The organism is Turicibacter sp. T129, from assembly GCF_025594975.1.
Taxonomy (GTDB): domain Bacteria; phylum Bacillota_I; class Bacilli_A; order MOL361; family Turicibacteraceae; genus Turicibacter; species Turicibacter bilis.
The window spans coordinates 25,343-41,343 of sequence record NZ_JAMQUU010000047.1 but is presented as its reverse complement, the minus strand read 5'-3'; the positions used below and the strand labels follow the sequence as shown (position 1 = coordinate 41,343).

The 16,001-nt window shown below is 33.5% G+C and carries 11 protein-coding genes; 4 read left to right on the top strand and 7 right to left on the bottom strand.

The genetic code is table 11. From position 1 onward, the window contains the following. Positions 1 to 117: 117 nt before the first annotated feature. From NEH75_RS09540 to NEH75_RS09525, 4 genes are all read right to left on the bottom strand, one after another. Positions 118 to 492: a PH domain-containing protein gene (locus tag NEH75_RS09540; RefSeq protein WP_055243373.1), complete on the bottom strand. Its 375-nt coding sequence runs from the start codon at positions 490 to 492 to the stop codon at positions 118 to 120. Positions 493 to 619: 127 nt separating this feature from the next. Beyond that, positions 620 to 1,150 carry a bifunctional pyr operon transcriptional regulator/uracil phosphoribosyltransferase PyrR gene (pyrR, locus tag NEH75_RS09535; protein WP_055243372.1) on the bottom strand — a complete coding sequence of 177 codons (531 nt, stop codon included), beginning with the start codon at positions 1,148 to 1,150 and terminating at the stop codon, positions 620 to 622. An 85-nt stretch (positions 1,151 to 1,235) separates the two neighbouring features. Then, positions 1,236 to 3,590: an ABC transporter permease gene (locus NEH75_RS09530; RefSeq protein ID WP_262948806.1), complete on the bottom strand. Its 2,355-nt coding sequence runs from the start codon at positions 3,588 to 3,590 to the stop codon at positions 1,236 to 1,238. Further along, positions 3,590 to 4,294, bottom strand: a complete 705-nt coding sequence (locus NEH75_RS09525) for an ABC transporter ATP-binding protein (RefSeq protein ID WP_370456856.1) — start codon at positions 4,292 to 4,294, stop codon at positions 3,590 to 3,592. The genes NEH75_RS09530 and NEH75_RS09525 overlap by 1 nt, the downstream gene beginning before the upstream one ends. A 204-nt stretch (positions 4,295 to 4,498) precedes the next feature. Here NEH75_RS09525 and NEH75_RS09520 point away from each other — a divergent pair, with 204 nt between their 5' ends. The 4 genes from NEH75_RS09520 (at position 4,499) to NEH75_RS09505 (ending at position 11,207) form a co-directional block, all read left to right on the top strand. Further along, on the top strand, positions 4,499 to 6,226 hold the full coding sequence (locus NEH75_RS09520; protein WP_055305365.1) for a B12-binding domain-containing radical SAM protein: 1,728 nt from the start codon (positions 4,499 to 4,501) through the stop codon (positions 6,224 to 6,226). A 242-nt stretch (positions 6,227 to 6,468) separates the two neighbouring features. Then, positions 6,469 to 7,833, top strand: a complete 1,365-nt coding sequence (locus NEH75_RS09515) for a TrkH family potassium uptake protein (protein WP_055305364.1) — start codon at positions 6,469 to 6,471, stop codon at positions 7,831 to 7,833. Positions 7,834 to 8,323: 490 nt separating this feature from the next. Next, complete coding sequence (locus NEH75_RS09510) at positions 8,324 to 9,052, top strand: GntR family transcriptional regulator (protein WP_055243367.1); 729 nt, start codon at positions 8,324 to 8,326, stop codon at positions 9,050 to 9,052. 481 nt (positions 9,053 to 9,533) lie between these two features. Next, positions 9,534 to 11,207, top strand: coding sequence for a ribonuclease J (locus NEH75_RS09505; protein WP_256656463.1), 1,674 nt, complete (start codon positions 9,534 to 9,536; stop codon positions 11,205 to 11,207). 26 nt (positions 11,208 to 11,233) lie between these two features. Here NEH75_RS09505 and NEH75_RS09500 read toward each other — a convergent pair whose 3' ends face one another. The 3 genes from NEH75_RS09500 to tpiA all read right to left on the bottom strand — a co-directional run bounded on the left by NEH75_RS09500 (position 11,234) and on the right by tpiA (position 15,993). After that, complete coding sequence (locus NEH75_RS09500; RefSeq protein ID WP_055243365.1) at positions 11,234 to 12,025, bottom strand: hypothetical protein; 792 nt, start codon at positions 12,023 to 12,025, stop codon at positions 11,234 to 11,236. Between the two features lie 240 nt (positions 12,026 to 12,265). Continuing rightward, positions 12,266 to 15,100, bottom strand: coding sequence for a hypothetical protein (locus tag NEH75_RS09495; RefSeq protein ID WP_262948805.1), 2,835 nt, complete (start codon positions 15,098 to 15,100; stop codon positions 12,266 to 12,268). Between the two features lie 146 nt (positions 15,101 to 15,246). Further along, positions 15,247 to 15,993: a triose-phosphate isomerase gene (tpiA, locus tag NEH75_RS09490; RefSeq protein ID WP_055243363.1), complete on the bottom strand. Its 747-nt coding sequence runs from the start codon at positions 15,991 to 15,993 to the stop codon at positions 15,247 to 15,249. Positions 15,994 to 16,001: the final 8 nt, after the last annotated feature.

The window sequence follows — 16,001 nt, the reverse complement described above, 5'->3', positions numbered from 1 at the left end:
ATACTAGGCTGAATAGTTACACGTTTAATTGGTGAAATTATAGTTTTTAAACCCCTTCTATAATTTCATCTTAATAAGTATTATACTCGTCTATTCACTAAAATGCTAGTGGTATTATCAACCACACAATTGTTCGTTTAATACTTTTGCAAGTGGTCGAATATCAGTCCCTTTTAAAAACTGAAACTCAACCTGATTAATAGCAGATGCCCATACTTTTAGTTCCGCATCCATGTCAAAGGTTCCTGCACTTTCACAAGAAAAACCAGTTAACTTAGAATAAGGTAAAACCATGTACTCTTTCTTACGACCAGTTACACCTTGAACATCAATAATTAATAATTTCTTATTCGTTACAATTAATCGATCTCGAACTGATTTATAAGAAAGTAATACTTCCTCATTACTACCAATTAAAAACTCAAACATACCTAACCCATCATCTAATTTAGTAGACATAAGACCGACAATCTTAGGGGATAGTTCTGGCATCAATGATTCCTCCTTTATACTCGATAAATCAATAATTTATTAAATTACTCTACATCATTATATTGTATTTTAAATCTTTTTATTCAATAGACTATACATTAAAAGGTGCCTTATGGCACCTTTTTAATTATTCTTTAGATAAAACAACAGCATCTTGTTTATCTAATTCTGTTAAATAAACGTTAACAACTTCTTTTTGAGACGTTGGAATGTTCTTTCCAACATAATCCGCGCGAATTGGTAATTCACGATGACCACGATCAATTAACGTGGCTAATTGAATGTTTTTGGGACGGCCATACTCAAGTACTGCTTCTAAAGCGGCACGTACAGTACGCCCTGTATATAAAACATCATCAACCAAAATAACAGTCTTCCCGTTTAATGTCATCGGTACTGTACTCTGGTTTACAATAACTTCTTTCATTTCACGAGTAATATCATCGCGATATTTTGTAATATCTAACTCTCCTAACGGAACAGTAACACCTTCAAATACTTCAATTAAACGAACAAGACGTTCAGCTAAATATGAACCACGCGTCTTGATTCCAATAATAACAACATCATTTAAATTATCATTTTTCTCTAAAATTTCATGAGCAATCCTTTTTAATGAACGTGTAATCGTATCTTGGTCAAATAACACTTTTTCCATTTGAATTACAAGCCCCCTTTCTTTTATGACATCGGTTGTCTTTAGAATATCACAAAACATATAGATTTTGAATATGAAATACAAACTAATACTTTAAAACCTCATGTAATGAAATTTTATCAAGCTGAACTTTTGAACACTTCATGGCAATCAAGTAAGTCATCATAACCGTAAGTCCTCCAATAATAGTTTGAGCCATTGTAAAATCCGTTGGAATTGCCATTGGAAGTTCGGAAGCAATCAGCGTCATAATATAATCGACTCCTGCTCTAGTTAGGGGAATACTCAATAAATAAGCTATCATCACAAAGGGGAAATAGATCGTTAACACCATTTTCGAAATCTCATTCTCACGGTATCCCATCACTTTAAGAATCGAAATCTGTTTCTGATTTTCATCAATAATAAAGGTTGTAATCAATATCATCATAATACTACCCAAAATAACAGCAACAACTACCATAATCATTAACGAGACTTGAATCATGTCCATTCCAACTTCTATATTTCTCGCTAGATCATCGATGGAAAAAATATAAGAAAGATTTTTATCACTATCCGGTCGATCATTACTCCATTTTCCATTATAAACACCCGCTTCAAGATCTAGACTTCTAATTAACCCATTAAGACTTGTATAGAGCATCGGACCATTGTAGTGATTAACAATCCCAACCACCGGATAACTGAGCACCTTTCCTTTAACTTGAAGAGACAGTTCATCACCTATTTGTAATGAATAGGCACGAGCAATAAACTCGTTAATAATGACACCATCTTTGGCCAAAGAGGTAATTTCTTCACCCGCTGCATTATAAAGCGGATTGATAAAGTTATAAGGATCAATACCATACAAACAGAAAGCTGTATTTTTTTCATCTAAAATCGGTTCTACCATATATTCTAAAAATGGAGTTTCTGTCTCAGTAAATGGTTTGTTAATTAACTTGTTGTACTTAATTTGATAACTGTAATTAACGTTTTTAAATGCCTTATCCACAATATTCTCTACTGATTTAAAAGCGATTGAGGAAAAAACAAGGAAACTACTTGCTACTAGCACAATACTAAACAATGAAAGAATTTTTCCAATATTCCTAAAAGCCAATGAATATTTAAATCTTGTTTCAAAATCAAATGGCTTTAAAAACTTCATTAACCATTTAGAAACTGTTGAAATTTTCAAGTAACTACTTTCTCTCATTAACTTCAATGGTTCATCTTTAAGTAAAACTAATAAGATTACAAAACTTGCAAATCCAACAACAATCATCGGATAGATAATACCGCCTAACACTAACTCTTTCTTAAAATAAAAGCGAATCAATGGAACAATATAACTTGTCATATAAGTATTGGTCAACATAGCTGCTACACCTATCCCCAAAAAGAAACCGATTAAACTACCAATGATGGTAGCAAGGAGCGGATAGGTGACATAACTGACTGCAATCTGAAATGAACTATATCCTATGGCTTTTAAAACACCAATTTGAACACGTTCTGCATTAATTCTCTTTTTCATGACTAGCACAATGACAATGACAGACATCATCAATAATAATCCTGTAAAGGTCATTGATAATAATTGATTACTACTTAAATGAGCATTAACGGTACTAATTCTAACATTAATATCTTTGCTCATCGCATACGACACTCCTTGAGTATCTGAAATTTGAGAGACAACAGATTCTAAGTCATCTACATCATGATTGAAATAACCACTATATAAGACCCATTGCTTTTCATTAAAGGCTTCATAAGCTGTTTCTGTCACAATCGCAATCGTCTCACGGGCTGGCTCATACAAAGGATTGTCATAATTAAAAATCGGATAAATATAATCTGGAACGGCAACAAAAGCTGAAATGACAAATGATTTATCATTTAATAAGATTGAATCACCAATACTTAATTCATTAGCATCCGCATACGTTTTAAAAATAGCTACTTCGTCGTTTTTGATTGGCAACTCTCCATCTAATATATACGTTAGATTAACTGAATCAGTCTGCTTAATGACACGATAATCATACGTTTGTCCATTGACCTCTGTTATCACATCACGATAAAATCGACCTTCAAAGGTCACATCAAACTCATTACTTAAAATCTCTAATTGATCATCATAATAATCAATTAACGTATATTCATATTCTTTCATTAACTGACTTTTGGAGTGATCAGCTAAAGCAGAGACACTAATCCCCTTCCTTGAAATCATCTCTTTAATATCGTTAGTTGTTGGAGCAGATAAGACAACAAAGAAATCTTCCTGATTCATTTTCTGAGTATAGTCAGTTAAGAAATAACTAACTGATGAGATTGATCCCTGTAAAGCGACATAAATAAAAGAGGCCATCATAATTAAGGCAACAATAGATAAGAATTGAAAAGGTTTCTGACGAATAGTTCGTAATAGATTCTTTGATAACATTAAGCCCAACTCACTTCAGAGGCACGCTTTTTATGAGTATTATGTCTAACTTCAACAATCTCACCTGACTTCATGCGGACCACTTTATCTGCCATATCTGCAATTCCTAAATTATGAGTAATTAAAAAGATAGTCGTCTGAAACTCTTCATTAATACGCTGTAATACTTCAAGCACTGTTTTACCTGTTTCCTCATCTAATGCCCCAGTTGGCTCATCACAAAATAAAATCGATGGATTTTTAGCAATCGCTCGTGCAATTGCCACCCGTTGCTGCTGTCCCCCCGATAATTGATACGGAAACTGACTAAATAAATCATCAAGCATCACTTCTTGTAACACCTTTTCAACATCTAATGGATGATGACTTAAACGGGCTCCTACTTCTACATTCTCAAACACAGTCATATTTGGCATAAGATTATACTGTTGAAAAATAAACCCTAATTCTTTTCGTCGAAAATTTGTTAGTTGAGAGCCTTTCATCTTTGTAATCTCTTCTCCATTAACAATAATCGTCCCATCATTCACATCATCAAGACCTCCACTAACATGAAGAAGTGTTGATTTCCCTGAACCCGAAGGACCTAATACAACCACAAACTCCCCTTTATTAACTTCTAAATTGATATCTTTTAAAGCAGCTGTTTCAATATCACCTGCTCGATAGTTTTTGCATACGTTTTGAATAGAAATTAACATCATCTCACCTACCTCATCTAAAGACATTCTAGATTCAGTATTAACATAAAAAGGAATTTTATACCTTTTATAACCATAAATATTTTATTTTTCAATGATCATTTCATTCTTGTCTACCGCTCCATTTTAAAAGGCTATAAAAAGATATAGGTTTCTAAAGTTCGTTTATGCTAAAATGAAAAGGATAAAAAGATGAGGTGTTACATAATGTCCATTATATTAACTACGCTAAATTCAAAATATATTCATACTAACTTAGCCATTCGTTATTTAAAAGCAAATGCTCCAGAATTCGATATCACACTAAGAGAATATACACTGAAAGATACACTCGAAAATATTCTTGAAGATTTATTATCACGTAAACCAAAAATCATTGGATTCAGTGTTTATATTTGGAACGTAGAAAAAACGTTACAATTAATTAAGCTTTTAAAAGAAAAAGATCCCACGTTAACTATCTTCATGGGAGGTCCGGAAGTTTCTTATGATTTCGATGTTTGGTTCTCAAGAAGCCCAATTGATTACATTATTTATGGTGAAGGTGAGCTCTCATTTAAAGAATTAATGGAAGCTTTACACGGAAGACGTGAGGTGTCAGAGGTACGAGGAATTGTCTATCGTAATCTGGTGACAAATGAGCCTGTGCAAAACCCAGCTGCACCAATTCTTGATCCGAAAGAAATATTATCACCATTTTATTTTGAAGAAGATATCCCACACTTACCAAATCGTATTCAATATATTGAAACGTCTCGTGGATGTCCTTACTCATGTCAATATTGTTTAGCTTCTGTGGATAACAAAGTTCGTTATTTTGATATGGAAAAAGTCAAAGATGAAATCCGTTATTTAATGAAAAATGGCGCAAAAACATTCAAATTCTTAGATCGTACCTTCAATATTAATAAAAAATATGCACTAGAGATGTTTAATTTTATCATCGAAGAGCATTTACCAGGAACACAATTCCAATTCGAAATAACGGCTGATATCATGCCAACTGAATTAATTGACTATTTAAATGAGCATGCTCCTGCTGGATTATTCCGTTTTGAAATTGGAATTCAATCTACTTATGAACTCACGAACCAATTAGTTAAACGTCGCCAAAACTTCGATAAACTGACAACAAATATTTTACGTATTAAAGAAGGTGAAAAGATTATTCTTCACCTCGATTTAATCGCCGGATTACCAGAAGAGCCTTACGATCGTTTCGAACAATCATTTAACGATGTTTTCGACTTACGTCCAGAAGAATTACAACTTGGTTTCTTAAAAATGTTACGTGGAACAGGGCTTCGTAAACAGGCCAATGAATTTGGATATGAATATGATGAATTCGCTCCATATGAAATGAAACGAAATAATGCATTATCAGAAGAAGACGTCCATAACATACATTTAGCAGAAGAAATTTTAGAGCGATACTGGAATGCACATCGCATGGATTATACAATAGCTTACTTAGTAGATGGACCATTTAAGGCTTCGCCTTTTGCATTCATGCAACAATTTGGAGCCTATTGGGAAAATCGATATTCTTGGATTAAATATCAACTAAGTGATTTATTTATACGATTATACGATTACTTAGAAAGTATCTCTTACGAAGAGTTACAAACCGTTCTTTCATACATGAAACTTGATTATTTAGCACAAAGTAAAATCAAACCAAAAATTTGGTGGGAAGATCGTCTAAACAAACAAGAACGTCGTCAAATTGTTAATCGTCTAGCTGAAAAATCGGAAAAAATGATTGATTTACTTAAACATCACCAAATTAACTTACCGGATATGTTCAAATATGCCGTTGTTGAACCGATTTATTTAGATGAAACTTTAAAACCAACAGATGAACTTCACTATCTAATCGTCGTTTACTTACCAAATCATCCGACTTACTATTATATTATCAAAGAAGTAATTTAGATAGATTAATGCTCTTCATTAAACACAATAGACTTAAAATTATCCAACGTCCTTCATACAGGCTGATATAAACCTTAAATTTTTTACGATGGGCAAAAATGACAATTTCTTATATGGATAATAACGTTTTAAACCGCAATAATTGTTAAATTTTACACATCTTTAAATTTATTAATGATATAATCATGTTTGAATAAATTAATATCTCGTTATGCTTTTCAACTATTAAAGGGAGTGCAACCATGTTTATCTTTAAAAAGATTAGAAATCTACTTCATTCCACCCCGACACGTTTAATTGCTGGATACTATTTCTTATTCACGGTCGGGTTTGCCATCTTACTTTGGCTACCATTTAGTCTTCAAGAAGGAGCGTCAATATCCTTTCTCGATGCCCTCTTCGTTTCAACGAGTGGACTTAGCAATACTGGATTATCACCTATCTCTACAGTTGAAACATTTAGTCTTCCAGGAATCTTAATTCTTGCATTAAATCTCCAAATTGGAGGACTTGGACTTATGATGATTTCAACAGCTATTTGGTTATTAGCTGGTCATAAAATTTCAACTCGGGAACGAGCACTTATCATGACTGATCAAAATCAAATCAATCTAAGTGGTGTTGTCAAACTCGTTAAATCGGTTTTAATCTCATTCTTAGTGATTGAATTTATCTTTATGCTTATACTCGGAAATTACTTTTACTTTGCAGGATATTACCCCGTTTACTGGATAGCCATGCTTGAAGGATTCTTCACAACTGTTTCATCGATTACGAACTCAGGATTTGACATTACAGGAGCGTCATTAATTCCTTTCCAAAATGATTATTTTGTTCAAACTTTACTTATGTTTTTAATGTTCTTTGGCGCAATGGGATTCCCAGTTATTCTAGATATTCAAAAATACTTCAACTGTAAAAAAACAAAGCAACGATTTAAATTCTCAATTTATACTAAACTAACAATGATTACAACCATTATTTTATGGATTGTTGGAATTATCGGATTCTACATTTTTGAATACAATCATTTCTTGGCAGATAAGGGGCTTATTGAAGGATTCTTCTATGCGACATTCAATTCATTAAGTACTCGTAATGCTGGATTTGCAACGTTTGATATGAATGCTTTCTCAACTGCTACTTTAACAATGTTCTGTGGTTTAATGTTTATCGGTTCTTCTCCAAACTCATCAGGTGGGGGAATTCGTACCACAACATTCGCTTTAATGGTTTTAGCTATTTTATCATTTGCTCGCGGAAAACAATATGTTAATATATATGGAAGAGAAATTGAGACACAGACCGTTTATAAATCATTCATGATTTATATTGTTGCTACTTTAATTGTTTGTCTCTCGACACTTCTTATCTGTGCAAGTGATTCATTCTCATTAATGGAAATCTTCTTCGAAGTCTGCTCAGCCTTCGGTACAACAGGATTATCAATGGGAATCACAGGTAGCTTAACGGTATTTGCTAAAATTGTCCTTATCGCCACTATGTTCATCGGACGTATTGGAATCATTACTTTCTTAATGATCTTCCGTGCAAATGCTCATCCAGCTAAAGTTCGTTATCCAAAAGCAGACATAATAATTGGATAATTTATGAATTTGAACATTTTTGTACAATGAAAGTACTTTCATATGGTAAATTAAAGGTAGGAGCTCATTTGATTGAGTGACTACCTTTTTTTATTACTTCCATTATTCAAGTATGAAAAATTAACAGTGCTTATCTTTTTTTCTTTGAAGCAATATATAATTAGATTTAAAGTTAGGTTATACAGTAAATGATTAGATTAATTTATCCTAACCAGCTAAAATGAAGTTAGTAGGTTATTTCTTATCCTAATCTCCATGATTACGATTTATTTACCTAGTAGCATGATTAAAAAGTAAGCAAATTAGCTCATACTTTTAATAATAAATTATATTAAGTAGATTCATTTAGTAATACTTCAATCAAGTGATATAACATAGAGAAACATCCATCTGTTTTAATTTTAAGTTATTTAAATTATTGATAAATAACACTAAAAACATTATGATATTATTAAATGATACCGTTTTTACAAAAATAGGAGGAGATAACATGGTACTTGATCGTTCAAAAGATTCTAAACCATTGTACTTACAAATTAAAGATATCTTAAAACACAAGATTATCAATAATGAATATGCTGTCGGAAGTACAATTCCATCAGAGAATGAATTAGAGGATATGTTTGGGGTAAGCCGTATGACGATTCGTCAAGCTGTTAATGAATTAGTTAACGAAGGTCTTTTAAGAAAAGAACGCGGACGCGGAAAAGGAACCGTCGTACTATCAAATGCAATTGCTGATAAATTATCAACAGTAAAAAGTTTTACTCAAAAAATGCAAGAACAAGGATTAGTATTAAAAAATAAGCAAATTAATATTTCATTAGTCACACCAGATGAAACAGTTGCTGCTGCATTAAATATTGATCCGAGTGAACAAGTTTTACGATTAAGCCGTATTCGTATGGTTAATAACGATATTATTATGTTCTCCATCTCTTATATTCCAGGATTTTTAAATTTACCATTCGATGCTGAATTATATGGATCACTTTATCAATTACTATCGGCACAAAACATTCAAATTTCTCATGCTGAAGAATATATCGAGGCCATGCTTGCTGATGACTTAATTAGCCAAGCACTAGAAATTTCATTAAACGATGCAGTACTAAAACGCACTCGTATTAGCCAAGACCAATATAATCGTAATATCGAATACACAACAACATATTACCGCTCAGATAAATATAAATACGTCGTTGAATTAACAGTCTAACTAAAAGTCATCTCTGAAGAGATGACTTTTTTATTTGATTTAAAATCAGTCAATTACCCGCTTCACAATCATCGTGACCAATGAAGTCATATCCATATCCTTATACGTTTCATCAATACACTCTTTCTAAAATTGAACATGGATCTCGTGATCACACTCTCTTACTTCTATCCAACCTTCTCCTCTTGTCTGGAGAAGCAATATAAATACATCCTATCCCCTTCGACTCCTCCAAAGATATTTTCAGTATACATTTTTAACTTTCTATTGTCTCTAATCCCTCATCCATTCTTAGATTCAAAAGTTTCATCTACTCCTTGTCTTGATTCTCATCCCTTTTCTAACTCAAAAATGTGTTAACTCCACTTTCATACTATCACCTCTTAAAATACATTTTTCACCATACTTATGCCATATCTTCAGTTTGGTATACGATTTCCGAATGCAATCATACTAATAGTAGCAACTCAAATTAAAGAAGGTGTTAAAATTGGAAGAAACTCAAAAACTTAAAGTCATCCCACTTGGTGGTCTTGGTGAGATTGGTAAAAATATGACTGCCATTGAATATGATGACGAACTCATTGTCATTGATTGCGGAATAGCCTTTCCTGATGAAGATATGTATGGAGTTGATTTAATCATTCCAGATATCTCATACCTTATTGAAAATGAATCGAAACTTAAGGGAATCTTCATTACACATGGTCATGAAGATCATATTGGAGCTATTCCCTTCATCTTAAAACAAGTCAATATCCCCATCTATGGAACACGACTAACCATTGGTTTGATTGAAAATAAACTCAAAGAGCACGGCTTACTAGCTACAACCTCACTAAATATCATTAAACCTCGTGAAAGTGCTAAGTTTAATCATTTAGAAGTGGAATTTATTCGTAACACCCATAGTATCGCAGATTCTTGTTCACTAGCCATTCATACCCCTGTCGGAATCATCTTCCATACTGGGGATTTCAAAGTTGACTTAACTCCAATTGATAATGAGCCGATGGATTTTGAACGTATCTCTGAACTTGCTAAAGAAGGAATTCTTCTTCTGATGTCAGATAGTACAAACGTTGAGCGTAAAGGCTATACGATGTCCGAACGTGCAATCAGTGAGACTTTTACAAAACTCTTTGAACATGCCACAGGTCGTATTATTGTCGCCACGTTTGCATCAAATATTCATCGTATGCAACAAATCATTGATGCATCTAAACGATATAACCGTAAAGTCGCTTTTAGTGGACGTAGCATGGAAAATATCTCTAAAGTCGCGACTGAACTGGGCTATCTTCATATCGATGATGACCAACTTGTTAATATCCATAATATCAATAGTGTAGCAGATGATGAATTAACGTTAATTGTGACAGGTAGTCAAGGTGAACCAATGGGCGCTTTAGCACGTATTGCTTTCTCTAATCATCGCCACATTAAGTTAAAACCAAATGACCTATTTATTATTTCAGCTTCACCAATTCCGGGAAATGACAAATTAATTGGACGTGTCATCAATGAGCTCTATCGTAAAGGATGTAACGTCATCTATAAAGATTTAGAAGCTGTTCACGTATCAGGTCATGCCTGCCAAGAAGAGCTCAAACTAATACTTAGACTAACCCATCCGAAATTCTTTATGCCCGTTCACGGAGAATACCGACATCTTGTTCATCATAAAAACCTTGCTGAAAAGGTTGGAATTCCGAAAGACAACATTGTTGTCTTATCCACAGGTCAAGTTCTTGAGCTAACACCTCACAGTGCTGAAGTTAATGGGCGTGTTCGCACAGGAGCTATCTTCGTTGATGGAATCGGTGTTGGAGATGTTGGAAATGTTGTCTTACGCGACCGCCGAATGCTTGCCGAAGGTGGAATGTTAATCGTTGTCGCCACAATTGATAAAGAATCAAAAACATTAGTCAGTGAGCCTTATATTGTAACACGTGGATTTGTTTATGTTAAAGAATCAGAAGATTTAATGAACGAAGTCAAACAAATTACTCAAACCGAAATTGAAATGCTTCTTGAAAATGAAACAAATGAAATTCTCGTGATGAAAAACCGTATTAAAAAAGCACTCGAACGTTACTTGTATGAAAAAACAAAACGTCGTCCAAGTATCTTCCCAATTATCATGGAAGTCTGACATAAAAAAGGTATCTGAATTTATTATCAGATACCTTTTTCTATGATTTCTAGTAAAGCATTAGGTCCTTTATCGAGTAATTCTTCAAGTTTTCCGCCTTGTTCACAATATGAAATTACAGCGAACATTCCTGAAATCGAGGCATACTTGTCCCAGAATGAACCTGTATTTGCTTTCGAGAATGCTTCAGGAGTTAAGGCATATTCTTGTGTTAAGTAATAACGTAATTTTTGATACACTGACTCACGTCTATTGTTCATTTTGTCTGTATGCCAATCTAATGATAACACATCCTCTTTATATGATAGGAAATGCGCAATTCCTTCATCAAAGACAAGTTGTTTTAAAACATTAACCTTTGGTAAATGCTTAGAGTATGGATATCTTTGGCTCATTAAGACATGTGAAAGCTCATGCGTTAGAAAATCAGCTGCAATGAAATCAAGTTCCTCTAAACTGTCAGCATACGTACATAAACGAACTAAATCTAAAATAATGCAACGCATTCCAGACTGATCTTCCCTGACCACCCCATCATAAGGTTTCGGTGATCCAGCAATTAAATAAATTGCAGTTGTATCTGGAATTTGCATATCACCAAATACTTGGTGCCATAATGCTTCATTTAATGGTTTGAAATTATATAATCTATTTTGAATAGTCTCATATAAATGAACTAATAGCTCTTTATTCACATATGATGGTTCTTCAAATGTATATTGTCCAGGTACAATTGTATGATAAATCCAATGTTCCTTTACTGCATCTAAATTTCCATGTTCTAAAAATGAATCAATAATCTCAGTTTTAATAATCATTAAGGCTCCACCCCCTCTATTATTTTACCATAATTTTATACCTAACAGAGTCCACTCGATAAACCTCTACAAAATTTATCCAAAATTATTAGTACATAGGGAATCATGTTCCTAAATACCTATCATAAATAAAGTTTAAAGTAATACTACATAAAAAATTTTTACTACTAAAATCACAACTAGCATTTAACATAATAAAAAAAGGACCCCTGAAATCAATTCAAGAATCCTTCCTACTTCTTAAGAATTTTTATTAAGATTAACACAGATGGCTATGACACTGAGGATAGCTATTGTACCAATCGCAATTAGCTCGATCCAATTTTTTGAATACTCTAACCGTAAATAATCAATCTTCACTTCAGAACCATACTCACCATTTGAGATAATCCAAAACTGAAGATTTAACTTACTTTCTAATTCTTCTTTTGATAATGCCTTCTCTAAAGCTTTATTAATATCGTAAGTAAATGTACCTGTCTTATTTGTTGGATATTGTAAATAATAACCTCGATCACGACTTTCAACATAAACAAGCAATGACCATAATTGATCGGCTTCTTCGACCTTAATTTTGAACTGAGGTTTTTTGCTTAAATCAACTTCAAAGTAGCTCGTCTGCATTCCTCCGTTACCATTAGGATTTAAATTAAGCACATTAGCTGTTCCTTGATAATAATTAATTTTTGCTAGCGCATTAAGTCGTGATTGCCAATGTGTAATTTTTTGAGTCGTAAATGATGATTTCCATTCACGTTCTTTAAGAGGTTGTAATCCCTGATTAAAAATACGAATACTATTAACTGTAACATCTGAATCATCGCTATCTGCAACAATCGCTAACTGCACCTCATGTTTCCCTAATAAACTAAACCTTCCTGAATTTAATTTATTTAAAGCGTAGCTCATACTTGTAATAATATGTCCAGATTCAGTACTATCCTTTAACAAATAAAACTCTTGATCTGTGGATACATCTTTCAAAATCAATGACCATGTTCCTGTGAATCCTTCAACTTGTAAATCTAGCATTGGGACTTGGCTAAAGTCAATCTCAAATGGTTCGCTAATTGCACCACCATTACTTTTACGACCAATTACAACCTCTTTATATTCCTCACGTAATTGAATAGACCCCTCTTTATAAGATGTCCAATTTGCAAGATCGTGAGCATGAGCATTAATTAAATAGGGATTTTCCTCTTTCTGAATAAAGATTCGAGCATATGAATAATCTTTAACACCTGTATTCGTTGTTACCTCTGCTTCAAGTAAATGATAACCATTAACTAATTCATCGACTTTAACTACATAAGGTTGTGTATAAGTCACATTTTTAAAGACAGGTCGACCATCAATATAAATCGTAATATCCGAAACAGCTGCATCATCCGTTGATTTAATTTCTAAATCAATTGGATAATTATCAGAAATCGGTTCGTACTGTGAGATTCCCACAATATTTGTTGCTACAGGCACATTAGCAGTGACACTATGTTCGACTTTACGATCAATTTTGTACTGATTATCTCCTTCGTCTACTGGAATTTCAAGCACAATAACTGCTTCAGTTGACTTAATTTGAATCTCTGTTTCTTTCGTTACATTTTGTTCAATAAATGTATGACTGACTAAATCATATAAATCAACAGTTCCGTCAGTTGTAACTCGGTAATTAACGACCTTTTCTTCATCATGAGGGTTAAATAATAAAAATAGTGGATTTTGTTTTTCCTTATCGACATAATACTCATTTGTATTTAAATCGGTCTTTAAAATTCCTTCTACATTTGTCGGTTCAATCATCGCAGCTAATAGCCCTAAATAAGCACCACTTAAAACAGATAATCTTTGATTGGCTGTTTCATTATCTTTTTGTACTTTTTCCATCGGAATTAAATTACCGTAAACGGGATCATCTACATCATAAAAAAGGTTTAGATTTTGAGTCACTTGTAATAAGTAACGACCAACTTCAACAGCGTAGCGTTGATCATACTTTAACATAGGTACTAAGGCTGTTGCTCCGACAATACTTTGAAACGAATATGGTGTTCCTCCATACTGTGTACGCTCCCCGATTAATCCTGTTGCAAAATCTCCATTAAATGTTCCATATTCATGGCGATAGTCACTTTCAGTGAAGAAAAATTCCATATATTTCGCGGTATTAAAATGATATTCTTCAACTGAATTCAAACGTGCTGATAAATATGGAAGATATAAATAAAGCAGTTCATAGCCAGGATTTCGTTGGAATTCGTCCATATAATTCATACACAGCGTTGCTGCTTTAATATACTTTCGATCATTAAACTTCTCAAATGCATAATATTGAAGTAAAGCAATTCCTGCTGCAGCATCCGGTTCTATCCATTCACCGTTATCAAAAGGACATTTATTTTTAAAGTCATATCCCGTATATCCAAAATCAACAATTCCATCTGAGCCACCTAAATCCATCACGACTTCATACCATGTATCCGCAATATTTCGAAGCATTGCATCGGAATCTACAGTCGCCTCATAACGATCCATTAACATGAAGTAAGCTAGGGCAGGATAGATTTGTTGCCAAAAACTCAACTCCGTACTATCCATATTTTGATAATTCAATAGAGTTCCTTCACCATCTTCAATATTGTAGTAAGACTCAACAAACTGAACTAAATTATTTAATTGCTCCTCACCAATTCTCTCTTTATTAAGCTTCTCTGCTGATAATAAAGCACCTATTAAGGTTAAAGCTTGTGTATATTCACCTTTTCTTTCTTCATCTGTGTAACTCACAATCCCAATGGATTCTCGCCCCGTATTCTTAGATTCTTTTTCAAGAAACATCAGATTATAGTCCTTCATATTAAATAACATCTCGTTAAACTTTGTCGCTCGTTCACGCCAATCTGTATACTGATAGCTAACTGGTAGATATGGAATATCATGTGTTGCCTGAATATATTTATAAAGAGTTTCTGACTTTGTTTCTTGTGCACTTACGGTTTGAGATCCAAAAGCAACCGTCATTATAAAACAAATAGCAGATAATCCAAATAAAAAAAGTCGCTTCAACTTCATCCCAATCACCTCAAATAATTGTTAATTTACTTCAATTAGTATTTACGATTATAAACTAATTATGTAGAAATTGGGCGAACTAACAAATCAAGAAATCAAAAAAGCCATCTTCTAAAAGAAGATGACTTTTATCTATCAAGTTAATATTAGAATTCTAATAATCCTAAGAATGATTCAACATCTAAAGAAGCTCCACCAACTAAAGCTCCATCGATTTCTGGTTGAGCCATTAAACCAGCAACTGTGCTAGGTTTAACTGATCCACCGTATTGGATACGGATAGCATCAGCAGCTTCTTGACCATGTTCGCGAGCTACAACTGAACGGATGTATCCGATAGTTTCGTTAGCTTGCTCGTTAGTAGCAGTTAATCCAGTTCCGATAGCCCAGATTGGTTCGTATGCGATAACTGTTTCTTTAACTTGCTCTAATGATAATCCTTCTAAAGCACGTTTGATTTGAGAATCAACTACTTGGTTAGTTGTTCCATTTTCACGCTCTTCTAAAGATTCCCCACAGCAAACGATTGGAACTAATCCGTTAGCAAATGCTGCATGAGTTTTTTTGTTAACTGTTTCATCAGTTTCGTTGAACATTTCACGACGCTCACTGTGTCCTAAGATAACATAAGTTACTCCTAAGTCTTTTAACATACCTGGAGCGATTTCTCCAGTGAATGCACCGTTAGCTTCGAAGTGCATATTTTGAGCACCAATACGTAAGTTTTCTCCTTGATGTTCAACTAATGAACGTAAGTATAATGCTGGCGCACAGATAGCAGTTTCTACTTTATCTGAGCTCGGCACTTTGTCTGCTACAGCTTTGATGAATTCTACAGCTTCATCATAGTTTTTGTTCATTTTCCAGTTTCCTGCGATGATTGGTTTTCTCATGAAACTCA